Raw genomic sequence first — 25,553 nt, 5'->3', positions numbered from 1 at the left:
TTGGAGGAGAACCGCTTGCGCTCGCCCGTGGACTCGTCGATGCGGCGGTCGTTGACCCGGGGCACGGTGACCTCGATGGCCCCGGCTGCCGTGGCCACGGTCCGGGGCCGGTGGTGGCCGTTGCGGACCACGAGGCGACGCCCGCGCTCGTCTGTCTCGGCAGCCAACTCGGCTATGTACTGGTTGACTTCCGCTTCCAGAGCGGCGGCCAGCATTCGGCGGGCGCCCTCGCGAACGATCTCGTCGATCAGGGAGCCGGACAGGGTGGAGCCGTCGTCGGTGACTACGCTGAGCACAGGGCGTGCCTTCCCGACCCGCGCTGCAACGCGGGCCTACTCGGTGACCATCACAGGATCATTCGGGAAGGTACGCCCTTCGCGTCCCTCCCGGAACCGATCCACAAGTCCTGAGCATTGCTCCGCCTACGGCAACTCGGTGGTCCTGCCGCTCCGGCGAAGACTCCCCCGATAGATCACCCAGAGGCTGACCAGAACCAAAGCCGCTCCGCCAATTTGCCAGCCCACCGACCCGCCGTCGCGGTAGTCCCTGATGCCGCCCGCAAGAAGGAGGGCGGACGGGATCAGCCCTGCCCAGTCGAGAGCTCTGCTCAATCTCGTGGCAGTCGAAGAGTCGTTCACAGCGTGATCCTGGCAGGCACTTGCGCCCTCCACCAGATACGAGCGCACTGCAGGCGCAGTCTCATTGTGGAGGTGCACCGTGCCGGTGCTCCAGTTCAAAAGATCCCGTATGCGGATGGGACCTGACCTGGGTCGTTCCTGACCATCCGCCGGACAGCCCGTTTCATGAAAAACGCGAGGTTGGGCTCGGTCGGTAGCCGAACCAGTGACACGTCGCCTTCCTGACCGGCAACGCAACCGCCGATCATTCTCCTGAGCTCGGGGGCACTGGTCGGCAGTTGTCGTTGTAAGGCGACGTTGGTTCACCTCACAGCCCAAGGACGGCCCGGGGTGAGGAGCGACACCTGGGCGCATGCCTTGCGGACTTGGCATCAACTGCCGGTAGGGTCAGCGAGTGATCAACATGCAGGTGCGCGGGGACCTGGGAAAGCTCGTGGCCCGAGCCAAGGGCGGACTGGAGTGGACGGACCTCCTCCCCGCGCTGGACCCGGTGAACTTTCCGATGTTGTGGGCCTTGAATCCCTATGGGGATGCCGTCTTCAACGAGCGGCAGGTGCCGTTGCTGCTCGCGGAGCTTGATCGACTTCCCGAAGCCTATGGTGGCGCCTGGGTGGACCAGGCCCGAGCGATGTGCCAGGTCGTCGAGAGCGGAACGCACCGCTATCTCTGGTTCGTTGGTGACTGACCGATCTTCAAAACCGTCGTGGCGGCGACGTCACCGTGGGTTCAAATCCCCCGCCCACCGGAGATGAACGACCCCTGCCCAGGTGAATCGGTTGGGGCCCATGCTCATATGCGCTGCCCGTCGGTAACCATGGCTCCGCGTCAGTTCCCGGCCGATCGGGCATGTCAGGGCCCGGTCACCTTGTTTACTCGGGGCAGCGGCACAGGACTGCTTTCACCTGTCCGCCCTGTCGGTACGGCTGAGAATACTGGTAACGCTGCACTCGAAAGCCTCTCGCCCAGTGCGCGGCAGCGGCACCTCGACCAGCTTGCCGTCGTGGATCAATCAGAGTCCGAAGCAGTCGTCATCCTGATCCTGCACCAAGGTCTGAACCGAGTACGGATCGGGCCAGGGACTCGAGTGAAGTGCGTATCAACTGGTCGATGGTGAGCGTGGACTCCACCGTGTGCCGTGCTCACCAGAACGCTTCCGGCGCCCGCAAGACAGGCACCGCGGAAACCTGGCAAGCGTACCTGGCCGGGAAGGCGAACTGCGGCAGTTGGCAACACTGGTCAGGCCCGGACAGTGGGGCGATGCGCCGCAGATGATCGCGGTCCTGGAACACTCACGCTGCTGACGGATGGTCACCTGTGCCGTATGCCGTGGGTATGCGCTATTCGGATGCGGGCGGGCTGGCGGCGAAGGGTCGTCAGCGCCGTGAGGCGGTGCGGTTGGAGGCCGCCGGGTTGTTCGCCGAGGGGGTCAGGCCGCTGGAGGTTGCCCGCAGGCTGCGGGTGAGCTCGAAGTCGGCCTACCAGTGGTACCAGGCGTGGACGCGGGGCGGTGCGGGGGCGCTGGCCTCACGGGGTGCGAGCGCGCGGCGCTGCAAGCTGCCGGGCCGGTGCCGGGAGAAGCTGGCCGATTACCTGGAGCAGGGGCCGGCCGGACACGGCTGGGTGGAGGACCAGGTGTGGACCGGTGCGCGGGTAGCCACGCTGATCGGCAGGAAGTTCCACGTCTCCTACAGCGTCTCGGGGGCCACCCGGCTGATGCGTCGGCTCGGCTTCACCCCGCAGATCCCAGCGCGGAGGGCCGCGGAGCGCGACGACCAGGCCGTGGCCGCGTGGAAGGAGGCGACATGGGCGGAGGTAAAAGCACCCGGGCGGCCTGCGACGGATGGATCTGCTTCGAGGACGAAGCCGGGTTCACCCGCAGGCCGTCGAAGGGGCGCACGTGGGGACGCCGCGGCATCACCCCGGTCGTGAAGGTGAGCGGCAGGGGCTCCGGACGGGTCTCGGTCGCCGAGCTGCTCGCGATGCGCCCGGGCTCGCGGACCCGGCTGCGCCACCGGCTGCGGTGCCACACCGGTCGCAAGGGCGAGCGCCGCAGCTTGTCCGAGCGGGACTACATCGGTCTTGTCGACGGAGTCCACCAGCTGGTCAAGGCGCCGATCGTGCTGGTCTGGGACTGGCTCACCACTCACGTCTCCCAGGCCATGCGCGACTTGATCGGCGCCCGGGACTGGCTGACGGTGCTCATCCTGCCCGCCTACGCACCCGAACTGAACGCGGTCGAGTACCTGTGGGCCCACGTCAAGCACGGCCTTGCGAACCTCGCCTGCGTCGCCCTGGACCGGCTCGCCACACTCGTCCGCAACCGACTCAGACGACTTCAGTACCGCCACGACGTCCTCGATGGCTTCCTCGCCGGAACCGGGCTCTCCCTCGATCTCCCACCGCCATCCCCTTGAAGCGCCGAAGTCGGTAGCGGCAGCACCAGTTCGGGCAGCGTGAGGCAGATGAGGAACCCCATCGGGCCAGTATCGTCGCGCCCTCAGTGCGGAACAGAGGCATGCGGCTCCAGCCACTTGTCCGGCCCCGGGTCTCCGCCCTCGGCGCGCTCGACCAGGCGGTCCAGGTAGTGGGTCCAGCCCTCGAAGTGCGGGGCGCAGGCCTCGGTGGGCAGGTCGCGGTGGAATAGGGTGAGCAGGGTGCCCTCGCCGTCAGGGGCCAGGGTCACCTCGACCGTACTGGCGCCGGGCGGCACCGACTTGTCTCCGTCCTCGTAGCCCCAGGTGAAGACCACCCGGTGGTACGGGTCCACGGCCAGGAATTGCCCGACGGCGTCGCAGTGGGCGTTGACGCCGGTCCGGTACGCCCCGCCCGGGGTAAAGGAGAACTCGCCGTCCCGGCCCATCCAGGAGAGCCACTTCTCCCGGTCGGTGAAGAACGAGAACACCGTCTCCGGGCGGGCGGCGATCCACCGCTCCAGCACCACCTGGTCGGTCGTCGTCATGCGCCGCTCCCCTTCGACTTCTCGGCCCGTTCGGCCGCTTCCGTTGCCTCTGCCGCTTCCGCCAGTTCGGCGAGCACGTCCAGCTTGTCGGCCCACATCGACTGCAGGTAGGCCGCCATCGGTCCCATCGCCTCCCGGTCGGCCCGGTAGTACCGCTTGCGGCCCTCCTGGCGCAACGTGACCAGGCCCGCGTCGCGCAGCACCTTCAGGTGCTGGGAGACCGCGCCGAAGGTCACCTCGAACCGCTCGGCGATGTCGCCCGCGCACAGCTCGTCGTCCCAGACCAGCCGCAGGATCTCGCGCCGGCGGGGTTCGGCTATCGCTTGGACCGCTTCCATGCCTGTCATTTTAGTCAGGGCTTCAGCTTGCGCTCCACAGGGTACTCATTTTAGTGTCGACTTAAGAAATGAGCCCGAGAACAACGAGCCCGAGAGCACCGAGGACCCCACCATGCAGACCGCACTGGCCGAGTTCGCCACCCTGTTCGCCCGCGCCGCTGAGGCCATCCGGGCCGACCGCCTCAGCGCCGCCACTCCGTGCGCGCAGTACACCGTCGCCGAGCTGTTCGCCCACCTCGGCGGTGTGCTCCCCGACTCCGAGCTTGCGGCCGCCAAGCTCCCCCGCACCGGCGAGCCCACCCCCCTCACCGAGCCCGCCGCGGTGGCGGCCAGCGCCGAACGCGCGGTCGCGGCCTGGCTGAAGCCGGAGGCGATGACCGGCGAGACCCAGTTCGGCCCCGGCACCTACCCCGCGAGCCTCGCCGCCGGCATCACCCTGCAGGAGCTCGCCCTGCACGGCTGGGACCTGGCCCACGCCACCGGCCAGCCATTCGTGGTCGGCGAAGAAGCGGGCACCGTACTACTCGGCGTGGTCGAGCAGATCGCCGACCAGGCACGCGCCAAGGGCGGCTACGGCCAGGCCGTCACCGCACCGGCCGACGCCTCCGCCTTCGACCGCGCGCTCGCCCTCAGCGGCCGCAACCCGGGCTGGATCGGCTGACCCACCAACAGAAGGTCGGTGGGCAGGCATCCGGGGCTGCCCACCGACCTCCACTCTCCCTCGATCTCCACCGCCATCACCTTGAAGCGCCGAAGTCTGTATCCCCGCACCCGGCCGGACCATCTGAACGGTGACAAAGCGTACTCATCACGCCGCAACCGCCGTTATCTGCGCCGTCGACAGATCAGGCTCATCATCCCGGAACGCCAGGGCCGGCGAACCTACCGCCAACGCCGTGGCAGCAGCGGCGGCAGGCCCCACCGCCTTTGACCCGGCTCGCTATGCCCGCAGGAACTAAGTCGAGCGGCTGATCCATCGGTTGAAGATCTCCCGGACCGTGGCCACGCGCTGTGACAAGCGGACCTACGTCTTTCACGGCACCGCGGCCCCTGCTGCCCCACGTCTTTGGCTCCGCTCCCTGACGCCCCGAACACCTGGTGTACTGCCATGCGCGACAACACGCCCGACGAAACGTGCCATGCCCATGGGGGCGGCGCTTTGGATGCTGAGTGTCCGGGCCACACAGCTTGGGCGGGTGCGGCCGTTCCATCAGGGCCGGCTGTCACGCCGATCAGGCTGTCGGTCGGCCGAGCAGCGAACAAGGCCGTGAGCCCAGGATCGCCTCGGCCTCGCAGCTGATCGCGCGGACCACGTCAGCGGCCGGGCGCACGCCATCGACGAAGGACGCCGACTGGCCGTAAAGAATTTCGCTCGTATCGGGGTCGGGCGGGGCCTCGAACGGGTTGGCACCTTCCGTAGGCCCGAATTCCTCCGCGCGGTCCCGCAACGTTGATTCGCGCTCCGACCACTCGACGGTGAACCGGTTGCGGCGGACGCGTTCGCCAATACCGTTCGGCCAAGGCAGTCCTGACACAATGTCGTAGGCCCGTGTCCACACGGTGTCGCCACCGTCGCTCTCGACAATCAGGCGTTTGTGGACGTCGTGCACCTCGACCGCCTCGGGTGTGGCAAGGAATGCCGTGCCCAGCCAGGCACCGTCCGCTCCGGCGGTGAGGACGGCCGCGAGCGTTCGTCCGTCGCCAATGCCGCCCGCGGCCAGCACCGGGACATCGGGGTACCTCCGCACGATCCCAGCCAGGAACGGCAGCAAGCCCATCATCCCGGTGTGACCGCCGGCCTCGTTGCCCTGCGCCACCAGGACATCGGCCCCTGCCGCAACCGCGGCCTCCGCGTCCTTGTAGCTCTGAACCTGGCACATCACCCGGGCTCCCGCGTCCTTGGCCCGGGCAAGCCACGGCTGCGGATCGGCGAACGACAATGCGACGACCTCTGGCCGCTCCTCCAGCGTGGCGTCGAACAGCGGCTCGGTGAAAGGGAGGAACGGCGTGATGAAGCCGACTCCGAACGGCCGGTCCGTCGTGGCACGGATGGTCGCGATCTCCGCACGGATCCAGTCGGGCCCCTTCCAGGGATGCGTACCCCCGAAACAGCCGAGCCCGCCGGCGGCGGAGACCGCGGCAGCAAGTGTCCCACCGCTGTGCAGGGCCATGGGGGCCGACATCACCGGATGGGCAAGCCCGAACATATCGGTGAATCTCGTCTGCAACATGAACGAACATTAACGGATTGACGAAACGCCGGCGGGCGGCATGTCAAGAGGACCGTTGGGTGTCTGTATCGAATGCGACCCATCGGACACGCCGTAGGGCAGACCGAGCCCCCGACGCTGCTGCGGGCTGACCCGGCGGGTTCAACCGAGGGCTTCCCTCAACCGTTCACAGACCCGCTCGATCTCCGCTGCCTCGGGGAAACAACCCGCCTCGCCCATAGCCACCTGCAGCGCGGGACCGAATGCGTCGAACCTGGCCATGTCCTCTTTTCCAGCGGGCTGCACGACGAAATGGATGTGGCCGGGAACCCCGGCAGCATGCGACCACAGGCACACATACACCTGCTCCGGGGCCATCACCTCGGTGACTGCGGCGCTCACCCTCTGCACCAGAGGCCCCAGCTCGCTCGACTCCTGCGCCGTCAACTCGGCGACGTGCACCACATGCCGAGCCGGCTTGACCACAACGGTGCCCAGACCAAGCGGACCGACACAGTGCTCGACAACCCAGGACTCAGTTCGCAGAACGTTTCCACCCGGCAGCGGAGCCTTGCCAACCATGAGGTCGCACGCCAGACACCCGCCATTCACACCGGAATCCTCAATCACCGACGCTCCCCCCAATCCAGACAGCCCCATGACTCCTGTTCAGCATTGGACCACAGGAACCTGGGACCCAGTCGAGTCCGGTGATCAAAATCAAAAACACCCTTTGTCGTCGGCTGGTCGGCCCCGGACATGCGCACATGGCCCCGAACCGGCCCCAAGATGGCGCTCCTTGGATGTAGACACCCGCTAGGAATTCGATCAGCCCGAGCTGCTCGAAGGCTGTGTGATTGCTGGCCTCAGTCGCTAACGAGTTCCCCCGCGATTGAGACGGGAGTGAAGCGGGCGATGGTGTGGTGCCAACCCACCCGATCGCCATCCTGGCAAGATAGCGGCATGGAATGTGTGCTTGGAATCGGTGGATACTTCATGCGGGCCGCCGACCCGGCGTCCCTCGGCGCGTGGTATCGCGAATGCCTGGGTCTGGACGCCGATGAGAACGGCCTGTGGCGTCAGGGAGCCGGGCCGACGGTGTTCGCGACGTTCGAGTCCGAGACCGAATACTTCGGGTCCCGCACCCAGCAAACCATGCTCAACTTCCGGGTCCGCGACCTGGATGCGATGCTCACGCAATTGCGCGCCAAGGGAGCCGACGTGGCCAAAGAAACGCAGGACATGGAGGGTGTCGGACGATTCGGCTGGGCCACCGATCCTGAGGGCAATCGGATTGAACCGCCCCGGTTCGAATAGAGACTCGATTCCATGTAAGGATTGAGTCATGGCACGCCCCTCCTCCTATCCCCTTGAGCTGCGCAAACGAGCGGTCCGCATGGTCGCCGAGGTCCGCGGTGATTACCCGAACGAGTCGGCCGCGCTGAAGACGGTCGCCCAGAAACTCGGCATCGGCTCGGCCGAGACCCTGCGGAACTGGGTCAAGCAGGACGAGATCGACTCCGGTCGGCGGCCCGGCACGACGTCGGAGGAGTCCGCGGCGATGAAGGCCCTGAAGAAGGAGAACGCCGAACTCCGCCGCGCGAACGACATCTTGAAAGCCGCGGCAAGTTTCTTCGCGGCCGAGCTCGACCGGCCACACACGCTCGTAGCGTTCATCGACGAGCACCGGGCCCGCTTCGGCGGTGTCGAGCCGATCTGCCGCGTGCTCACCGAGCACGATTGCAAGATCGCCCCTTCCACCTACTACGCCCACCACAAGCGGCTGGCCGAGCCGTCCGCGAGGACCGTGCGCGACGCCGGGCTGAAAGAGAAGATCAAGGAGATCTACGCGTCCAACTACCGCGTCTACGGGGCGAGGAAGATCTGGCGCGAGCTGAACCGCCAGGACATCCCGGTGGCCCGCTGCGCGGTCGAGCGGCTGATGCGCGAGCTGAACATCGCCGGCGCGGTGCGCGGCAAGAGGGTCATCACCACGATCCCGGACGAGAAGGCCGAGCGGGCACCGGACCGCGTCGAGCGCGACTTCGTCGCCGAGGCGCCCAACCGCACCTGGGTCGCGGACTTCACCCACGTGGCGACCTGGGCGGGCGTCGTCTACGTCGCCTTCGTCGTGGATACCTTTTCACGTCGCATCGTGGGCTGGTCCGCCTCCACATCGAAGGAGACCCAGCTCGTCCTGGACGCGCTGGAGATGGCACTGTGGCAACGCGACCGCGACCAACACCCGTATACGCACGGCGAGTTGATCCATCACTCCGATGCCGGGTCGCAATACACGAGTTTCCGTCTCGCCGAGCACCTGGATGCCGCCGGTCTCGCGGCGAGCATCGGTTCCGTCGGGGACGCACTGGACAACGCCCTGATGGAATCGACCATCGGTCTCTACAAAACCGAGTTGATCAAGCCGCAACGGCCCTGGAAGACGCTCTCCCAGGTCGAGCTGGCCACCGCCGAATGGGTCGACTGGTACTGCCACCGGCGCCTCCACGGTGAAATAGGCCACGTCCCGCCCGTCGAGTACGAGAACAACTACTACCTCGCGACCACGAAACCCCAGGTCACAACCGCTATCTGAGCTCTCTACCGAACCCGGGGCGGTTCAGATCGAGCTGTGGCAGCCCGCCTGACCGCATCTTCACGCATGCGGTTACGTGCTGGTGGACCACCAGGTTGTCGAGGTGTGAACCTTGGTCAGGCCCACGCGGCCATGTCCCATTACGGCTCCTGCGGGCTGCCATGGGAACACTTTGGCGAGCTTGGCACCGAACTCGGGCCGCAGTTGGGAGGCGCGATGCGAGTCCTGACGCCGCCAGCGGTGCCGCGGCGCCGGGCCGGCGGTGCGCCAAAATACGAGTTGGTGTTCACCGACCGACTACTGGTCGCCCTGGTCCACTTACGCACCGGTTTGACCCGCGAGGCCCTCGGCGTGACGCATCGGGTGGGGTCCTCCATGATCGGCCGGGCGACTGGCGAGATCAGGCTGCCACTGGCCGAACGCGGGGTCGCCGTCCCGCAGCAACCAGGCCTGCGCCTGCGCACCCTGGCCGACGTGTTCGCCTACGCCGAGGCCGAAAACGTCACGCTTCGCATCAACGGCGCCGAAGTCCAAGCCCGTTGGCCGAAGGCCGGGCGCCCCGGACGGGCCGCTTTCGTCTCCGGCAAACGCAAGCAGAACACGATCAAGACCACCATCAGCGACGGCCAAGGACGCACCCTGTGGTGCGGGGCCGTGCGGCCGGGCCGGATGCACGACCAGACCGCGAGGCGCACCGAGGGCATCGCTGAACAGTTCCGGCTCCACCCACGCCTGAAAGCCGAGGCCGACGAAGGCTACCGGGGACTTGCCGACGAGGTCACTTGGCTGCTCAACTGGTCCGCAGAGCGCGATCTGGTCACCGGACGCGGGGCTCGTCGTGCGCCAGCCGCGCCTCACCGGGGCAAACGCCGGTCACCGGATCCGCGCAGAAGGAGACCCGCAACTTCTCCAGCCAGGTCCCGAAGCCTGGCGGGTTCGCTCCCAGATGCCCACCAAGGCCCAGCGCGCTCCGCAGCAGGAGAACGATGGAGTGCACAGGGAGTCTCGATGGACCTTCGAACGGACGGGAAGGCTACCCCTGGTGGCGGTCGCGTGGATCGCCAGCCGCAGTTTGGAGGATCCCGTACGTGCATGGGGTCTGACCTGCGGATGCCCTGACCTGTGGCTCAGCCGGAAGCGCTCCGCCACATGCTGTGGTTCCCCGCTGGTTCCCGGGTGTCGGGCACGTGCCGGGTACGCCTATGCGCCGGGTGGGCGTCGTCTCTACAGCGTTTCGTCTCGGGCCAGGATCACTGACCGAGCCCTCTTCGAGATTGATACCACCCTCAAGATGCTCGTGGTACCCGTCCCTGAGTTCGGGATCAGCGAGACCCATGAGTCGCTCAGCCAGGTCCCGCAACCCTGCGGCATTGGCCGCAACGGAGATTTCGGTTGCTGAGCCGTACACCTTGATCCGGGGTTCATCCATGCGATCACGCTACAGCGAGCGTTCACGACCCACCTCAACCCATCGCCCTCCCCAAGTCCCATCCCGTCCGCCTTCGGCCCCGCCTAAGCTGCGCCCCATGTGGAAAGAAACCGCTACTGGAGCCTTGCCCGACGTCGAATTCCGGGCACCCGTTGGCGCAATGGCGCTGGCCGAGGCGGAGCGGCGCCTGGGCCGAAGCTTGCCGGCGCAGCTGACTGCGCTACTGCTGGAGACCGACGGGATGGTCGGTGAGTACGGGACTGACGTCGTGTGGTCCCTGGAGCGGATTGTGGAGCAGAACCTGCTGTTCTGGGCCCCCGATGCGTTCCCGGGGCTGTACATGCCCTTTGATCCGCTGCTGTTCTTCGGCGGCAACGGCGGCGGCGACCAGTTCGCCTTCGTACTGACGCCCGAGCGTCCGGATATCTTCGTCTGGGACCACGAAACCGACAGTCGGCTATGGGCCGCACGAGAGCTGAAGGACTACCTGCACCGCTCCCTCGCGGGTGCTGGCGACTGGTGGTAACCGAGCGTGCCTCGCTGGCACCTCCCGCACCGGACGTCACTCATCTGATGTCCTGGGCGGAACACGGCTGCGCCGCCAACCTCCGCCCGGCCGACTTCACCACCGCCCGAACCGTGCTGGCCATGCACCATCAAGGAGAGACACTCACCGCCGAGCACGGCTTACCCCTGCACCTCGTCGTCCCGCACCTCTACGGCTACAAAGGACCCAAGTCGCTACGCGGCATCGAGTACTTGACGGAAGACGGCCGCGGCCTCTGGGAAGAACGCGGCTGCCACAACATCGCCGGCCCCTGCCAAGAACAGCGCTACTCCTACCAGGCGCGACCCGCCGACGGGGCACTCCTGTCACCGTGACCGCGCCCAGGGCGACGCGGACAGCGAGGCACCCGAGACGTGACCCCCCCGCGACATCCGGACGTCCGCTGCGTCCGAGGGGCACCGGCATCGCCGCCTGCGGTGTCCAAGGTCAACAACCGCGGGACAGGACCGGGACCGATGCTGACGACTTGCTGACCTGCACCCCAGTAAAATGGCTCTGAGCTGCATGAATGCCAAGACAGACCGATCAGTCCTAGGTCCCGTGACCAACAGGCCACGTCCCGAGCCGGCCGTCGGTCACCAACCGGAGGTGCTGTCGTCGCGGCGGGTGACGCCGGGCCGTGTGTTCACTGACCACATGTGTGTGCACCGCGGACACTGAAGGTGAACGACCGGTCCGTTGCTGGATATCAGATAGCGCCAGTGCTCACCGCAGTTACGGCGGTCGGCGCAGGGCTCGCAATGGCGGGCGTCGTCGCAGACGGGGCAGGCCAGCCAGGCGCGGCGGGCGACGTCCGCCTGTGGATCAATGGGCAGCCGCACGGCCCGGCTCCCCTCCTGGCAGGACGCCGGCCGCCACGAGCAGGTCGTAGGTGCGCTGCTGCTCGGCGTCGAGGTTCGAGTAGAGGAGCGTGTAGGCCTCGTCCTCGCCCTGGAGAGCGGCGATCGGGTCCCAGTCGGGCCCGAGTGCGGTCACGACCTCCGCCCGCCGTCGAGCTTCCTCGAAGGTCAGATCGATGCTGAAGGGTATGGGACCCAGGGGCATTGCGTGATTGGGATTGGTCCGGTTCGCCGGTCTCGTGAGTGACGTGGCGTCATGTCCGTTGTGGGGCAAGGGGCCCGGGAGAGCAGAGCAGGCACGGTGCTGGTGATCATGTGGTTGTCGAGACCCATGAGAACCGAGCGAGACCGTGCCTGCCCGAACATCATCGCCCATCCCTTCCGCACTGGAGAAACTGGGTTCCCCGACTGATCCCCTCACCTCAAGCGATGTCGCTGACCTGCGGCGTTTCCTGATCCTGGTCGCCGATCCCCGCGATGCGCGAGGACTGCGGTATCCGGCCCTCGCGTTGCTGTGCGCAGCCGTCTCGGCGGTGCTGACCGGGGCTCGCTCGCTCATCGCGATCAGCGAGTGGATCACGGATGCCCCGCAGCATGTGCTGGGCGTCCTCGGCTTCGCTGCCGATCCACTTACCGGTCTGCGGCCGGTGCCGCACGCCGCAACCGTGCGCCGCCTGCTGCAGCGTGTGGACGGTGACGCGCTGGACGCGGCGATCAGCGCGTATCTGCAGGCCAGAACGCCGCCCCCGGTCGAGCCGGAGGCGGAGAAAGGGCCGGTGCGACGGGTGATCGCGGTCGACGGCAAGGTGGTCCGCGGATCGCGAACCGCAACGGCCGCGGCGATCCAGCTGCTGGCGGCGATGGACCACCACGGCGTGGTCCTGGCCCAGCGGCAGGTCGCTTCCAAGAGCAACGAGATCCCCTCCTTCGCGCCGTTGCTGGACGGTCTCGAGCTGGAGAACACGGTGGTGACCGCCGACGCACTGCACACCCAGCACGACCACGGGGCCTATCTGACCAGTCGCGGCGCGCACTACGTGGCCGTCGTGAAGAAGAACCATCCGGGCCTGTACGCCCAGGTCAGGAAGCTGCCCTGGCGAGACATCCCGCTCGGGCACCGCACTCGCGACCACGCCCACCACCGCGACGAGATCCGCCGGCTCAAGGTCGCCGCGTTCAGCCACCTCGACTACCCCGGCGCCCGCCAGGCGATCCAAGTCGTACGGTGGCGACGCGACTTGAGCACCGGGAAGCTGACCATCGAGCGCGTCTACCTGATCACCAGCCTGAGCGTCTTCGACGCCACCTGCACCGAGCTCGCCACCTGGATCAGAGGCCACTGGGGAATCGAGAACCTCCTGCACCACGTGCGGGACCGCACGTTCCGCGAGGACGACTCCAAGGTCCGCACCGGCACCCTGCCTCGCGCCATGGCCTCCCTGCGCAACCTCGCCATCAGCGTCTTCCGCCAGGACGGCCAGACCAACATCGCCGCCGCCCTCCGCCACACCGGCCGCGACTACCACCGGCCCCTACGAACCCTCGGTCTCACGTGACGAACCCAGACAGATCTCGATCATGCAATGACCCTGGTATGGGACCGGTGAGATTTTCCTCGTTCATTGTGTGACTTTCGATGAGTGTCGGAATTCCACATCTATCAGGCGACTGCAGCGACAGGGAAGGGTGGCCTAAGTCGCCCCGGAGCGACGCAGCGTCCGGCCCGTCAACGGGGAACCCTCAGATCGGCAGACAGCAGTGGGCCGTTGCCGGCACCGGGAACCAACAGCGAACACGGTCCCCGCACGGCACTGTGACGTACTTCACGGGGTTTGCCGCATGGACCTGGGCGCGCTGACGCGCGAGCAGGCGGCGCAACAGGTGAGCCGGGCTACCAGCCATCCGTCTCTGGGCCGGCAGATCGCCACGGACGCCGACCGGGCCGGCCGCACCTGCCCCGGTCAGCGTCGCACTCGGCCGACTCGGTGCCGCAGGTGGTGCGCCGTATCAACAACGCCGGCAGGAGTACCGACGCCTGCCGGAAGGCCGGTTCCGGCGTGGCTCCTGCGTTCGCAGCACGGGCCTCGGCCAGAACTGGCTTAACCCGGCCGAGAGCGTCCCGGGGGCACCTCCTGGTGACGGCAGGAGCCGCTGGCGCCGTCACCAGGCCCTCGGGAGGGCGCAGCCCGAGCGACATGCCGCCGCGGCGGCCGGCCATCTGGCTTCGACCGCGAGGTCTACCACCGACGCAACACCGCGGGGCGCTGCTTCAAACGCCCTCAAACACTGAGTTGGTCCTATGTCTCTCACTGGTCACGTACTCGAGATCGTGACTCGCCACTCACTCGGAAGCCGGCGCGGGGGAAGCTCTGTGGTGCCTGCCCGTGGGATGCGGCGTTGTGTGCTCGAACCCTGCTGTCCTGCAGAAGCCGTGTGACCTGCTGTGGAGAGGCCATCTGCCCCACCCTTGTTTCTCTGGCAGAGGGACGGGAAGATCACTGCGCCGCCGGATCACGAGGATCAGGCGGTTGGCTGGTGGGGAAGTGCTGTGACACAAGTACCGCGTCTGCTGACGGAACCGGACCTGGCGGCGATGCGCAAGCGCATGGTGATTTGGGTGGCCGTTCTGGTCATTATGATGTCGAGCCTGCTGGTCGAGTGGTACATGGAGCGGGACGTGATCACCGGCAACCAGGGCCCTTTCCCGGCGGCGTTGGGGACTGAGGCTCCAGCCGCGCCGTCCCAAGTCTCACGCCAGTCCTATCGCCCTGAAGCGCTCGTCCATGGTCTGTCCATCGCCCCCACTGACTCCGGGGTGCGGGCCCTGAACTTGGGCACGGGCAAGGAGTACTGGCGCTACGAGCGGCGTGACGAGGGCGCCGACATGCCCTCGGTCGCGGCGTCCGCCGACACGGTGGTGGCCTGGTCCGATGACGGCAAGCTGGTGGGCATCGACCTGCGTACGGGGAACGTGCGGTGGCGTACGGAATTCTCACGCGACGGCGACGTCTTCCAGAGAATTCACCTGGGCGCGGGACAGGTCGTCGCGCAGACCCCGGGTGGTGTTGCCGCCTTCTCGGAACGCAGCGGGAAGAAGCTGTGGACGCTCCGACTTCCCCGTTCCTGCAGGTATCCCTGGGCCGTGCACGACCTGCCGAATCATCTGACCGCGGTCGAACTGGGCTGCGAGTCTTCGGACGACCAGAACTGCGTGGTGATCGGCGTCGACAACCGTACGGGCGCCGAGCTATGGAAGCGCACCGTCCGGCAAAAGCTTTACAAGACCGACAATCACACCCTGGTCGCAGTCTCCCCGAACACCACCAGCCAGCTTGGCGAAATGGCCCGCGTCCAAGTACTGGACGTCGACAGGAAGGGCGCCAGGCTGCGGGCCGAATTCTCCAGCGACTCCTGGTTCCCGGAAGACGCAGGAGACGGCATCATCATCTCCGGCGCGAACCCCGAATCGCCGGATAGCTTCGGCTTCTCCGTCCTGACCGGCTACGACACGCAGGTTGGCAAGCGTGCCTGGGAGCGCCAGGCTCCGGCAGGCAATTCGTTCGGCTTGGCCAAGTGCGCCGACGGGCGGGTCTACATCGTCCAGAACTCGCTGTTCTTCGAAGGGGGCGAGAGCCGGGTCCTCCATGCCGATCTGCTCGTCCTGGACGCCCACAGCGGAGACCTGCTCCACAGGCTGCGGTTGCCGGACATGACAGTGCCGCGCGACTTCTCACTGACTGACCTTGCGGTCCGGGAGGCCGGTAACGGCGTGATCAGAGTCGGGTGGCTTGAGGCGCTGCACGACGTATTGTTCGTGACCTGAACGGCCCGAGCCGCGGTGCCGACGTTGCTGAAGGGCCTGCGGAGCCCCTGCCCTTCTCGATGTGAACTGGCGATCAGCCTCGTCCGCACCAAGGTCACCCGTGACGCGGGCAGCCCGGCCGCCGTCCTGGCCATGGTGTTCAAGCTCGTCGAGTCCGCCCAGGTCCGCCGGAGCGCGCTCGCTGCGGGCCCATCTGGTCCCCTTGGTTCGTGCAGGAGTCAGGTTTGAAAGCGGCGTCCTGGTCGAACGCGAGCAGGACACCGCGGCCTGAGAACACTCCCACGATCCCGGCGCTCAAGCCCATCAAGGATCAGGTTGCCGCGGCCAGGAACCCAAGGGCCGTCGCAACGTTCATTGACAGGTCGATCACCGCATCCAGCACCAACCGGTGATCGGCCCACGGGGCGAACTCCTCCCGCAGCCGCTCCACCGCCTCCCAGGTCGGCTCAACGAAGCCCTCGAGATCCCTGGACCGGCCTTCCAACCGCCGACGATGCACCACCGGATCCGAACACACCACCTCGATGAACACCACCGACACGCCATGACGATCCGCCAGCGACCGCCATTGCTCCCGCGCCGCCTCCACAGCGTTGACCGCATCGACGATCACTGTTTGGCCCAGGGCCAGCACACCGTCAGCCACGGCTTCGGCTACGACATACGCCGCAAGGCCAGTGGGTTGGCTACCGGCCACCCCCGCACGCCACATCGCCGCCTCGATCGGGTCGACGGACACTACCGGAGCAGCCAGCTTTCGCCCCAACGCCTCGGCGACCGAACTCTTCCCTGCACCGGGCAGCCCCGACATCACGATCAACATGGGCGACACCCTCGCATGCACACCCGACCGACCCGCCGACCACCAACACCATAACGGGGCAGGCATCCGCTGCCCGGTTATCCAGTCACGCCGCATCCACAGGATCTGACGATTGCTCGTGCAGCTCTCGTGCGGTCAGATGATGAGGCAGACGGCCCATGTCGCACCCCGGGTCCCGCCCCTTACCGTGCGGGCGACCTCGTCAATGGGAGGCTAGCAGCGGCAGTTGAGCCAGCAGGCTGCGGCAAAGGCCCCCGTCTTCTTGCCCTGGGTCTTGTCGGGAATCTTGGAGACCTGCGTTCTTGCAGCTCCGGTACCTGGCCACGGCTGGCTGAGTAGTCGCCATTGGTCGTCGTGGGCCGTCCCGTTGCAGCGAGCCGTTCTGCGAACAATCATGGCCGTCATGGAGCGACCGAGGCAGATCATCGAGTGCGGAGACTTCGTCCTGCGACGCTGGCGGGGGCAGAGGGACTTCGCTCCGGCATTCAAGTTGATCGAGGAGTCTCTGGACCACCTGCGCCCCTGGGAGCCGTGGGCCGCCCGTCACAGCGAGAAGAGCACCCGCGACTTCCTCGCGAAGTCCGAGTCGAACTGGGCAAGCGGTGACGTGTACAACTACGCCATCGCCAAAGACGGCACTCTCATTGGCATGTGCCAGACCTACCGCGGGGCCGAACCCCGGGGCCGATGTATGGGGTACTGGCTGCACCCTGCCGCCACTGGCCAGGGCATCGCCACGAGAGCGACGGCGGCCATGATCACCGAGATGTTCACCCTGCCGGACGTGGAGTACCTAGAAATCGCGCACGACCTGGCCAACACCTCCAGCGCCGCGATACCACGCCGATTGGGCTTCACCGAAGTCCTGCGTGAACAGGTAACACCGCCCGCAGCTCCCTCAGGCAGTGGGATCGGCGTGGTCTGGCGGCTGATCCGCCCTACGCCGCCCGTTAACGGCACTCCCTGCCCCTGAAATCTGAACCCACCGAGCTCAGCTCCTGCCCCTTCGGCACCAAAACAGACGACCTATAAAGTCGTGGAGTCGACCGCCTCAGCCGCATCGGGTTTTCCTCCTCCGTCCGCAGCACGTAACGCCCCGCCGGGCGCGGCCAGCCGGGGCGCGGGCAGGAGGCAGGCCGCGCCACAGATGCGGCGCGCGCCCGCGCCGTGCGCGGGCCTCGAACCCGTAGAGAAGCTCTCTACTCACGCAGCCCACCTCTACGCGATGCGCCTGAGGAACTGCTGTCGACGCCCCCGCAGCGACTCGCTGCGGGCGCGTTCTAGCTGGTGGGCGCGGACGGTTTCGAACCGCCGACATCTGGTTTGTAAGGGCGGCCATGGGCGGTAACAAAGGTGCGCAGGTCGCGGCAGCTACAGGCGCGGCCCTCGTCGGCGCAGCATCTCGACTACGGTGAACCGTCGGGCACGCTACGGGCCCACGTGCCAGGATGCGGGGATGGTGCAGTCACACGCAGCGTGGGAGAAGCGCGTACGGAGCCTCGTCGAGTCCCTCATGGGTTCCGACTCAGAGCCCCTGCGTTGGGACGTGCTCGACTTCCTCAAGGCCGGTGAGCATGCGCTCGCTATCGAGACGCTCTCTGACTGGATCGGGGATCTCGAAGACCCCATGCTCGTTTCGCCTGCCGACCGTGCACAAGTGCTCGTCCTGGTCTCTGATTTCCCTGAGGAGACACAGACTCGCGTTAGGCGCGCACTGAGGTCTTCTCGGCAACCTGACGGTTGCAGTGCGTGACGACCCGCTGGACAGTGGCATGGTGACCCGGCGTCAGGCATGAGTGAAGCCCCTGGTAGGAACAGGTCTGCGAATATCACGTTCCCCAGCACCAGAGACTTCACGCGTTGACCTGTGTCACCTACACCGCGGTGCTCAATGTTCGTCGGGAGACCGCCGAGCACGTTGCGAAACCGCTACACGAGCACCGGGAACGGCTCGGGACTCGCAGAGGCACCCGCGCGCTGGGCGCCTTCAAGCAGGCAGTCCTCGTGCTGCGGTGGTTCACCGACGGGGCCCGGCTCGTCCAACTGGCCCGGGACAACGGCATCTCGACACCGACCGCCTACCGCTACCTGCACGAGGGCCTGACCGTGCTTGCCGACCACGCCCCGGACCTGTCCACCGCCCTGGAGCGCGCGACGGCCGCCGGATACACCCACCTCAACCTGGACGGCACCGTCATCCGTACCGACCGCGTCGCCACCCCCGGCCCCAACAAAGCAGACCTCTGGTGGTCGGGAAAACACCGGCACCACGGTGGCAACGTCCAGGTCATCTCCGCCCCGGACGGCTGGCCGATCTGGGTCTCCCCGGTCCGCCCCGGCCGCGAACACGACACCACCTGCGCCCGCACCCACGGCCTCGTCGACGCGCTGAACCGCCTCGCCGCCACCTTGGGCATCCCGACCCTGACCGACCTCGGCTACGAGAACGCTGGCCCTGGCTTCCGTCACCCCGCCAAGAAGCCTCAGGGACGCGAACTCGACCTCAAGCAGAAGACGTTCAACAAGGTGATCCGCGGCATCCACGGCGTCGCCGAACGCGCCAATGCCCTGTTCAAGGTGACCTTCAAGGCCCTGCGCAGAGTCAGCCTCGACCCCGGCAGCATCACCCGAATCGCCCGAGCCGCCCTCGCCCTGCTCCAGATGGAGCACGGCCGCACCACCTGAACGAAGATCACGAACCGTCGCGAGACGTTACCCACGAAGGTCCAATCGCTGGACGGCGAAAAGTTCCAGGTGCGCGCAGTTCGGGCAGCGGAAGGCATCGATCTGCCATTGCGGCAGGCCCCGCGTCTTAGCTATGCCCATTATGCCCCGCTCTAGGAGGCTTCCGAACCATCGCGCGTACCCGCGGGAGCCCTGGCCACTGTCACTAACAAAGCCCTGCTCAAGCCCGACCTGACCGCATTGAGTGCACCGCATGTCGTTCATCGAGGGAGTATAAGTGGGGGCTGGGGGTTGATGCTGCTGCGTTTCGTGTATACAACTGTCGCGAGTTTCCCAGGTCGGGATGAACATGCGAGCTCACCAGTCTCCGTAGTGGCGGCCCGGGACGCTCGGGCCGACGAGCTCCCCGGCGGGGTTGCGGGCCGGGCGTCCCTACTCGCGACGTTCTCGGCGGTCTCCCGACGGACATTGAGCACCGCGGTGTAGGTGACACAGGCAACGCGTGAAGCCTCCATGCCTGACGCCGGGTCACCATGCCGCCGTCCAGCGGGTCGTCACGCACTGCAACCGTCAGGTTGCCGAGAAGACCTCAGTGGCTGACCCCGCCGGCGGATGAGGCACAAGTCAGTCAAGTCCACGAGCGATCTTGAAAACCGTCGTGGCAGCGATGTCAGCGTGGGTTCAAATCCCACGCCCACCGCAGGTGAGCGGCCCCTGACCAGGCAATCGGTCGGAGGCCGCTCCTATGTGCGCTGTCCGTGAGTGTCCGTCGGTCCCCGCCGGTCCCCGCCCGATGGGGCACGAGTGGGGCACGGCTGCAATGGTGCTGGACTAACGGTCGCGGCTACGCCGGCGGCGCACTCGCGACACAGTCCAGATCCCGACCCCGATGATTGGGACCACGATCAACGACATCCTCACAATGGCGACGATCCCCACGAAGAGGAACGCGAACAGCAACTCCCAAATCGAGGGATCCGGCTCCATGCCCTGCCTTCTTGATGTAGTTGCGTGACGTTGTTCTGGCGACGACGCATGTGCCGAACCTGCCGGTTCCCCAACGCGCCAACATCATGCGCCTCCGCACCCACCACTCTCCTCGGCTCCCATCCCGTCCGCCTTCGGCCCACACACCGTGGAGCGGGCGTGGTTCAGGGCGTCAAGGTGGAGCGCGCCACTGTACGAACGACTGTGATTCCCAATCAGGTTGTCAAGCCGGGTGGGTGACGATTCGTGATCGCGTCATGGTGTTGCTGTGACGGTGTGTTGAGGTGGGGCGACCTCGAACGTCCGATGGTCTCGTATGAGGGCCCAGAGCACGTTCAGGCGTCGGCGGGCGAGGGCAAGGACGGCCTGTTTGTGGTTCTTCCCCTCGCTTCTCTTGCGGTCGTAGAAGGTCTTCGAGACGGGGCAGCAGCGGGCTGCGACCTGGGCGGAGAGGTAGAAGAGCCGCAGGAGTCGTCGGTTGTAACGGTGCGGTCTGCGCAGGTTGCCGCTGACCTTCCCGGAATCCCTGGGAACGGGGGCGAGTCCCGCGACGCCGGCGAGCCGGTCGGGGCTGCCGAAAACGTCCATGTCCCCGCCGGTCAAGGCGATGAACTCGGCGCCGAGCAGGGTGCCGATGCCGGGCATGCTCAGGACGGCTTCGGCGTGCCGGTGCTCGCGAAACCGGCCCTCGATGAGCCGGTCGGTGTCAGCGATCTCCTCGTCAAGGGCCATCACCTCCTTAGCCTTGATCCACCGATCTGATGGCTGTGGATGACTCTTCGGGAAACAAGGAAGTGCCTTGTGACCTGCGATGATGGGAGTTCTTGAGGCTTCCAGCACGCACGATCGGCAAGGCACTTCCGAGATGCAAGTTTCCCATACTCCAGCGGCGGTCTCCGCTGCGTTCGATGACCCGAATCTGGTCGCGCTTGCCGGGCTGGTTCCGGTGATGCGGCTGGCCGAACGGTGTGGGCTGTCGGGCCTGGTGACGCAGAAGGTGGAGCTGAGCGGGACGACGAACGGCGCGGGTGCGTCGGCGGGCGCCAAGGTCAGCAGCATCGTGGCCGGCATGGCGGCGGGCGCGGACAGCATCGACGACCTCCACGTGCTGCGGCACGGCGCGATGCCCGCCCTGTTCCGAGGGGTTCGTGCGCCGTCCACGCTGGGCACGTTCCTTCGCGCGTTCACCCACGGTCACGCACTCCAACTCCACGCTGTCCACCGCAGGTTCCTCGGTCAACTGGCCGCGCACACCCCGCTGCTTCCCGGCGCCGATCAGATGGTGTTCATTGATGTCGACTCCACCCACAAGCGGGTCTACGGCCGGGCCAAGCAGGGCGCCGAGTACGGCCGGTTCAAGGGCATCCGCACCCTGCACCCCCTGCTTGCCACGATCTGCACCCCCACCTCCCGGCCGGTGATCGCAACAGTACGGATGCGCCGCGGCAAGGCAGCCGATTCCCGTGGGGCCCCGAAATTCGTCAGTGAGGCGCTGGCCACCGCCGTCGAGGCGGGCTGCACCGGCACCCGGATCCTGCGAGCGGACTCGCAGTTCTACAACGCCGGGGTGATCGCCGCCTGCCGCCGGGCCGGAGCCCACTTCTCGATCACCTGCGGGATGAACCCCTCCATCAAACGGGCCATCCACACCCTCCCCGACCAGGCCTGGCAGCAGATCACGTACCCGACCGCGGTGCCCGATCCCGCAACCGGTGAACTCATCTCGGACGCCGAAGTCGCCGAGATCCCCGCCTACACCGCGTTCGCCAGCCGCACAAAAGCAGAGCGGGTCACCGCGCGGCTGATCGTGCGCCGGGTCCGCGACCTGGCCAAACCCGCCGTTGTGGGTGAGCAGGGCGAGTTGTTTCCCGTCTGGCGCTACCACCCGTTCTTCACCGACCAGCCCGCACAGACCCTCCAGGCCGAACGCGAACACCGTCACCACGCGGTCATCGAGCAGGTCATCGCCGACAGCAAAGCCTCTGCCCTGGCCCACCTGCCCTCCGCACACTTCCACGCCAACGCCGCATGGCTCACCCTGTGGGCGATGACCTACAACCTGCTGCGGGCCACCGGCGCACAGGCCTCCGCCTTCCACGCCAGGGCCACCACCGCCACGATCCGCACCCACCTGGTCCACGTTCCGGCCCGGATCGCCCGCTCCGGCCGCCGCATCACCCTGCACCTACCGCACAACTGGCCCTGGCAGCACGCCTGGACACACCTGTTCTCCACCGCCCACGGACCGGCCGGCTGATACGAACAGCCCCTGCCCGCCCCGCCCGCAAGGGCCCGACCGGAACCGAACCGTGGAAATGCTGGGCAGACCAGCGGACACAAGCTGCCCTCACCCGGCCACCCGACCCGAAGCCGATCAAAAGACCACTCTCAAACCACCTCGGTGGATCAAGGCTTAGTGCTCGGAGCCCGAAGTCCTTCGGGGGTTGATCATGTTGCTGGTGCGGCGGAGGATTCTTCCTGTCGGTCGAGTGTGTGTCGGTCGAGCCGGGCCAGCAGATCGTCCAGGTCGGAGGTGGTGAACTTCCACTGGAACGGCTGTGCTGTGGCGTTGTAGCGGTCTTCGAAGGCTCGGAGCTGGTCCCGGATCTGGCCGAGGTCCGTGAAGTCGTTGGGTGCCACGACTTTGCGTTGGACGACGGAGAAGAAGATCTCTATCTGGTTGGTCCAGGAGGCGTGGACCGGGGTGTGGACCATGACGGCGTTGGGAAACGCCTTGGCCAGGCGGTCGATGGCGGCCTTGCCGCAGTGGGAGGAGCCGTTGTCGACGATCCAAAAGACACGTTTCGCGCTGGCGTAGGGCTCGCTGGTCATGACCTGGGTGACCAGGTTCATGAAGGGCACGATGCCGGTGGTGGGCTCGCAGCGCCCGAGGACGCGGGCGTGGTGGACGTCGTAGGCGGCGAGGTAGGCCAGGGCGCCGCCGCGTCGGTACTCGTGGTTGACCCGCATGGCCCGGGCCTGTCCGGGGGCGAGGGTGGGGTGGCAGCGGCAGCGGGCCTGGATCGAGGTCTTCTCGTCGCTGGAGACCACGTACTCGTCCGCGCCCAGCGGGACGCCGTCGAAGGTGCCGGCATACAGGTCCATGATGCGGGCGGCCTTGGGCCGGAACTTCGGATCGCGGATGAAGATCCAGGACCGGTACTGCCAGGGCTTGAGTGTGTCCTCGCGCAGCCAGCGGCGGACGGTGGAGGCGGAGATCGAGCCGGCGATGCGGCGGACGACGACCTCACGTGCCAGTTCCGGGCACGACCAGCGCGACAGCGGGGTGCCGGTCTCGGCGGGCAGTTGGCAGGCCAGGGCCTTGACCTCGGCGACCGGCACCGGGGTGAAGCGTCGTGGACGGCCGCAGCGCCTGCGGTCGGCCAGGGCAGCCAGGCCGCCGTCGGCGAAGCGGACCCGCCAGGTGCGCACGGTGTCCAGGTGCGATCCCGTTTCGCGGGCGATCGCTGCGTTGCCCCGCCCCGGGCAGCCTGCAGCACGATCTGCGCCCGCAGGCGGTCACGGTGCGGGGTCCTGTGGCCGTAGGCCGCTTTCTTGAGCCGGCGCCGTTCGGCGGCGGTCAGGACGATCGGGCGCGCGGTGGCTACGGGCAAGGCAGGCAGGCCGTTCAGCAGAAGCGGATCAGGGCACCCGGAGCCTCCCGCATCCAGCCCGGCTGTTGGCCGCCCAGGTCCATCAGATGATGAACAAGCTGTCCGGCCCGCCGATCCGGCGGATCGCCTCCAGGGGATACGGGGTCTGCCTGCTCTCAAAACGGAACTCGCGGTAGTAGTCCGTCATCACTGCGGCGATCGGGGCGTGGCGGGTGAGGATCGCCGCGACCTGCGACGGGATTCCCGTCGGAGGTTCCCCTCGGGCGCAGGCGTGCACGAACGCGCTGCGCTCGTCCCGCTCGTACCCGTACAGGGCAGTGACGAGCCACTGCACAAGGTGGGTGACGGTGTAGCAGCGGTCATAGGTCTGGTGTTCGGCGAAGAAGTCGGCCTCCTCCTTCGACAGGTCGAACCGGGAGGAGATCGCGAGGCCGTAGTCCGTGAAGAACAGACGCTTGCCGTCGGTGAGGATGTTCTGGAAGTGGCCATCGAAATGCAGGAGCCCGCGGGCGTTCATGAAAGAGGTTCCGGCCTCAAGTTCCTTCGCCACCATGGTGCAGGCCTGCTCGGCAGTCTCATCTTCGGCTTTGACCTGAATGTCCAGCCAGTCGTGCAGGTTCTGCGGGATGTACTCCAGGAACAGTGCGACGCTCGCCGAGGAGTCCCGCAGCGCCTCGATCCGGTGGCGCACCTGCGGTCCGCCTCCCCAGTAGGCGACAGCCTTCTCCACGTCGGCCAGTTGCTCGGGCAGCGCCTGCCCGGGGTGCGGCAGCACCCGCCAGTGGTACATCAGTGGAAAGCCCTCATGGTCCTGTGCGAGCACCCAGTTCGTCGTCATGGTGTGCACGGCCAACTCCCGCCAGGCCCCCCATCCCGGGCTTCCGGGAACCCCGAGGCCGGGATGGCAGAAGGTAGGTAGCCCGAAGAGGTTCGCCGTGGATTGGACGTTATCCGGCTGCCTTTCCAGATCGGTCAGCGGCAGCCGCTTAACGAAGACTGGGGTTCCGCCGACCTCCAGCAACGCTGAGGTCCCGCCGATGCCAGAACCCATCGGCGCAGCCGTATCCACAAGGTCGCGCAGTTCGCGATCACTGCACAGCGCCAGCGATGTGGAGACGGCACTGTAGGCCGCCAAACGCGCACCACGCGACGCGTCGAAGCTCTCGACGGCTACCTCCATCAGGGCACCAACCTCTCTGAAATACCTAGGCCCGTCCAAAGGGCGCGCGGCGACGCATAGCCCTGCGGTTCGCCCCCTGGCACGGGCGAAGGGCATCCAGGACCCGTTTGTGAACACGGATCCGAACACCCTTTGGCCGCACTGTACGTGGAGATCGACAACAAGATCGGGCGAACACGATGCCCCGGCAGACCGCCACTGCTCAGCGGCTCGCATCTGGTCTGTCTCGCCGTGGTCGAGCTCCATCCGCACCGTCTTGGACGCCCGGACCGCGAACACACCCTCCAGGCCCAGGGGTCAACCCCCGAAGGACTTCCGGAGCCGACCACTTAGCCAGACGGACCACCATCGCGGCAGCCGTCTTCTCGCCAGGGACAGCGGTGTACTGGGACTCGGCGGCCTCCAGTGCAGTGGCCGCGATGGCCGCGGAATTGCGGACCTTGCGATTCTTCAGCCACGTGGCAAGACGCGACTTGCCGGCTCTGCGCAGGGCGGCCGGGGTCTGGAAGCCGGTCAGTAGCACCAGTGCCCCCTTCGATGTCTTGTACTCGAAGGCGCGTTCCAGGGCTGGGAAGTAGGTCAGCATCTGGGACCGCAGACGATTGATGGCACGGGTGCGATCGGCAGTCAGGTCGAAGCGGCGCCCGGTAAGGATCCGCAGGTCCACCGCTATCTCGTCCTCCGCGGCCAGCGGTTGCAGATCACGCCGCATCCTGGCCTGGTCGGCGATGACGAAGGCGTCCTTCGAGTCCGTCTTCCCGTCGCCCCGGTAGGCTCCGGAGGCGTGGTGAACGGTGCGTCCGGGAATGTAGAGGACCGTCTGTCCGTGGCTGACCAGGAGCGCGATCAGCAGCCCGGCCCCGC

The 25,553-nt window shown here is 67.0% G+C and carries 25 protein-coding genes and 5 pseudogenes; 17 read left to right on the top strand and 13 right to left on the bottom strand.

Annotated features, from left to right (window positions below):
• A partial coding sequence (locus OHA03_RS47740) for a transposase (RefSeq protein WP_267010192.1) occupies positions 1 to 296 on the bottom strand: 296 nt, incomplete at its 3' end.
• Positions 297 to 1,041: 745 nt separating this feature from the next.
• Between OHA03_RS47740 and OHA03_RS47735 the strand changes: the two genes are divergently transcribed.
• The 4 genes and pseudogenes from OHA03_RS47735 (at position 1,042) to OHA03_RS47720 (ending at position 3,052) form a co-directional block, all read left to right on the top strand.
• Positions 1,042 to 1,323: a hypothetical protein gene (locus tag OHA03_RS47735; RefSeq protein WP_267010197.1), complete on the top strand. Its 282-nt coding sequence runs from the start codon at positions 1,042 to 1,044 to the stop codon at positions 1,321 to 1,323.
• 407 nt (positions 1,324 to 1,730) lie between these two features.
• Positions 1,731 to 1,924: pseudogene (locus OHA03_RS47730) on the top strand (IS5/IS1182 family transposase); the annotation flags it as partial.
• 46 nt (positions 1,925 to 1,970) lie between these two features.
• Positions 1,971 to 2,567 (top strand): winged helix-turn-helix domain-containing protein, encoded by a 597-nt coding sequence (locus OHA03_RS47725; protein ID WP_267010191.1) that lies wholly within the window; start codon positions 1,971 to 1,973, stop codon positions 2,565 to 2,567.
• Positions 2,483 to 3,052 carry a transposase gene (locus OHA03_RS47720; RefSeq protein ID WP_267010196.1) on the top strand — a complete coding sequence of 190 codons (570 nt, stop codon included), beginning with the start codon at positions 2,483 to 2,485 and terminating at the stop codon, positions 3,050 to 3,052. Before OHA03_RS47725 ends, OHA03_RS47720 begins: the two co-directional genes overlap by 85 nt.
• 83 nt (positions 3,053 to 3,135) lie before the next feature.
• Here OHA03_RS47720 and OHA03_RS47715 read toward each other — a convergent pair whose 3' ends face one another.
• Together OHA03_RS47715 and OHA03_RS47710 are read right to left on the bottom strand one after the other, a co-directional pair.
• Positions 3,136 to 3,597: an SRPBCC domain-containing protein gene (locus OHA03_RS47715; RefSeq protein ID WP_267010190.1), complete on the bottom strand. Its 462-nt coding sequence runs from the start codon at positions 3,595 to 3,597 to the stop codon at positions 3,136 to 3,138.
• Positions 3,594 to 3,935, bottom strand: a complete 342-nt coding sequence (locus tag OHA03_RS47710; RefSeq protein WP_267010189.1) for a helix-turn-helix transcriptional regulator — start codon at positions 3,933 to 3,935, stop codon at positions 3,594 to 3,596. The genes OHA03_RS47715 and OHA03_RS47710 overlap by 4 nt, the downstream gene beginning before the upstream one ends.
• Before the next feature lie 112 nt (positions 3,936 to 4,047).
• On the opposite strand from OHA03_RS47710, the gene OHA03_RS47705 reads away from it, so the two are divergent.
• Positions 4,048 to 4,596, top strand: coding sequence for a TIGR03086 family metal-binding protein (locus OHA03_RS47705; protein WP_267010188.1), 549 nt, complete (start codon positions 4,048 to 4,050; stop codon positions 4,594 to 4,596).
• A 102-nt stretch (positions 4,597 to 4,698) separates the two neighbouring features.
• Positions 4,699 to 5,011, top strand: a pseudogene (locus OHA03_RS47700) (transposase); the annotation flags it as partial.
• Positions 5,012 to 5,167: 156 nt separating this feature from the next.
• On the opposite strand, the gene OHA03_RS47695 reads toward OHA03_RS47700, so the two are convergent.
• Positions 5,168 to 6,166: a nitronate monooxygenase family protein gene (locus OHA03_RS47695; RefSeq protein ID WP_267010187.1), complete on the bottom strand. Its 999-nt coding sequence runs from the start codon at positions 6,164 to 6,166 to the stop codon at positions 5,168 to 5,170.
• 141 nt (positions 6,167 to 6,307) lie between these two features.
• Complete coding sequence (locus OHA03_RS47690) at positions 6,308 to 6,775, bottom strand: HIT family protein (protein ID WP_267010186.1); 468 nt, start codon at positions 6,773 to 6,775, stop codon at positions 6,308 to 6,310.
• Between the two features lie 333 nt (positions 6,776 to 7,108).
• Here OHA03_RS47690 and OHA03_RS47685 point away from each other — a divergent pair, with 333 nt between their 5' ends.
• The 5 genes and pseudogenes from OHA03_RS47685 to OHA03_RS47665 form a co-directional block, all read left to right on the top strand.
• Positions 7,109 to 7,462: a VOC family protein gene (locus tag OHA03_RS47685; RefSeq protein WP_267010195.1), complete on the top strand. Its 354-nt coding sequence runs from the start codon at positions 7,109 to 7,111 to the stop codon at positions 7,460 to 7,462.
• Between the two features lie 28 nt (positions 7,463 to 7,490).
• The gene (locus OHA03_RS47680) at positions 7,491 to 8,741 is read left to right on the top strand and encodes an IS3 family transposase (protein ID WP_267010185.1); all 1,251 of its coding nucleotides are present in this window, start codon (positions 7,491 to 7,493) and stop codon (positions 8,739 to 8,741) included.
• A gap of 105 nt (positions 8,742 to 8,846) precedes the next feature.
• The gene (locus OHA03_RS47675) at positions 8,847 to 9,860 is read left to right on the top strand and encodes a transposase family protein (RefSeq protein ID WP_267010184.1); all 1,014 of its coding nucleotides are present in this window, start codon (positions 8,847 to 8,849) and stop codon (positions 9,858 to 9,860) included.
• A 407-nt stretch (positions 9,861 to 10,267) separates the two neighbouring features.
• On the top strand, positions 10,268 to 10,696 hold the full coding sequence (locus OHA03_RS47670; RefSeq protein ID WP_267010183.1) for an SMI1/KNR4 family protein: 429 nt from the start codon (positions 10,268 to 10,270) through the stop codon (positions 10,694 to 10,696).
• Between the two features lie 14 nt (positions 10,697 to 10,710).
• Positions 10,711 to 11,052: pseudogene (locus OHA03_RS47665) on the top strand (molybdopterin-dependent oxidoreductase); the annotation flags it as partial.
• 261 nt (positions 11,053 to 11,313) lie between these two features.
• Here the strand turns inward: OHA03_RS47665 and OHA03_RS47660 are convergent.
• Both OHA03_RS47660 and OHA03_RS47655 read right to left on the bottom strand, forming a co-directional pair.
• The gene (locus tag OHA03_RS47660) at positions 11,314 to 11,559 is read right to left on the bottom strand and encodes a hypothetical protein (RefSeq protein ID WP_267010182.1); all 246 of its coding nucleotides are present in this window, start codon (positions 11,557 to 11,559) and stop codon (positions 11,314 to 11,316) included.
• Complete coding sequence (locus OHA03_RS47655) at positions 11,543 to 11,782, bottom strand: DUF6400 family protein (protein WP_267010181.1); 240 nt, start codon at positions 11,780 to 11,782, stop codon at positions 11,543 to 11,545. Before OHA03_RS47655 ends, OHA03_RS47660 begins: the two co-directional genes overlap by 17 nt.
• Positions 11,783 to 11,927: 145 nt before the next feature.
• Between OHA03_RS47655 and OHA03_RS47650 the strand changes: the two genes are divergently transcribed.
• Positions 11,928 to 13,133, top strand: a complete 1,206-nt coding sequence (locus tag OHA03_RS47650) for an ISAs1 family transposase (RefSeq protein WP_267004661.1) — start codon at positions 11,928 to 11,930, stop codon at positions 13,131 to 13,133.
• A 992-nt stretch (positions 13,134 to 14,125) separates the two neighbouring features.
• On the top strand, positions 14,126 to 15,400 hold the full coding sequence (locus OHA03_RS47645) for a PQQ-binding-like beta-propeller repeat protein (protein WP_267010180.1): 1,275 nt from the start codon (positions 14,126 to 14,128) through the stop codon (positions 15,398 to 15,400).
• A gap of 310 nt (positions 15,401 to 15,710) precedes the next feature.
• On the opposite strand, the gene OHA03_RS47635 is transcribed toward OHA03_RS47645, so the two are convergent.
• The gene (locus OHA03_RS47635) at positions 15,711 to 16,289 is read right to left on the bottom strand and encodes an ATP-binding protein (protein WP_267010194.1); all 579 of its coding nucleotides are present in this window, start codon (positions 16,287 to 16,289) and stop codon (positions 15,711 to 15,713) included.
• Between the two features lie 337 nt (positions 16,290 to 16,626).
• On the opposite strand from OHA03_RS47635, the gene OHA03_RS47630 reads away from it, so the two are divergent.
• The 3 genes from OHA03_RS47630 (at position 16,627) to OHA03_RS47625 (ending at position 18,908) form a co-directional block, all read left to right on the top strand.
• A complete protein-coding gene (locus OHA03_RS47630; RefSeq protein WP_267010179.1) occupies positions 16,627 to 17,196 on the top strand; it encodes a GNAT family N-acetyltransferase in 570 nt (189 codons plus the stop codon).
• A 483-nt stretch (positions 17,197 to 17,679) separates the two neighbouring features.
• Complete coding sequence (locus OHA03_RS48230; protein WP_354006181.1) at positions 17,680 to 17,976, top strand: MafI family immunity protein; 297 nt, start codon at positions 17,680 to 17,682, stop codon at positions 17,974 to 17,976.
• Positions 17,977 to 18,083: 107 nt separating this feature from the next.
• A complete protein-coding gene (locus OHA03_RS47625) occupies positions 18,084 to 18,908 on the top strand; it encodes a transposase family protein (protein ID WP_267010178.1) in 825 nt (274 codons plus the stop codon).
• 27 nt (positions 18,909 to 18,935) lie between these two features.
• Here the strand turns inward: OHA03_RS47625 and OHA03_RS47620 are convergent, their stop codons facing one another.
• Positions 18,936 to 19,172 (bottom strand): hypothetical protein, encoded by a 237-nt coding sequence (locus tag OHA03_RS47620; protein WP_267009308.1) that lies wholly within the window; start codon positions 19,170 to 19,172, stop codon positions 18,936 to 18,938.
• A gap of 978 nt (positions 19,173 to 20,150) precedes the next feature.
• Positions 20,151 to 20,639, bottom strand: a pseudogene (locus OHA03_RS47615) (transposase); the annotation flags it as partial.
• A gap of 121 nt (positions 20,640 to 20,760) precedes the next feature.
• Here OHA03_RS47615 and OHA03_RS47610 point away from each other — a divergent pair.
• Entirely contained in the window at positions 20,761 to 22,152 is a 1,392-nt protein-coding gene (locus tag OHA03_RS47610) for an IS1380 family transposase (protein WP_266999817.1), read from the top strand.
• Positions 22,153 to 22,343: 191 nt separating this feature from the next.
• Here OHA03_RS47610 and OHA03_RS47605 read toward each other — a convergent pair whose 3' ends face one another.
• The 3 genes and pseudogenes from OHA03_RS47605 to OHA03_RS47595 all read right to left on the bottom strand — a co-directional run.
• The gene (locus OHA03_RS47605) at positions 22,344 to 23,327 is read right to left on the bottom strand and encodes an IS630 family transposase (protein WP_267010177.1); all 984 of its coding nucleotides are present in this window, start codon (positions 23,325 to 23,327) and stop codon (positions 22,344 to 22,346) included.
• 264 nt (positions 23,328 to 23,591) lie between these two features.
• A complete protein-coding gene (locus tag OHA03_RS47600; protein WP_267010193.1) occupies positions 23,592 to 24,689 on the bottom strand; it encodes a protein kinase family protein in 1,098 nt (365 codons plus the stop codon).
• A gap of 328 nt (positions 24,690 to 25,017) precedes the next feature.
• Positions 25,018 to 25,553: pseudogene (locus OHA03_RS47595) on the bottom strand (IS110 family transposase); the annotation flags it as partial.

This window comes from Streptomyces sp. NBC_00154, from assembly GCF_026342835.1.
GTDB lineage: Bacteria > Actinomycetota > Actinomycetes > Streptomycetales > Streptomycetaceae > Streptomyces.
The sequence above is the reverse complement of the archived record's forward strand: the minus strand, read 5'-3'. Positions and strand labels throughout refer to the sequence as shown.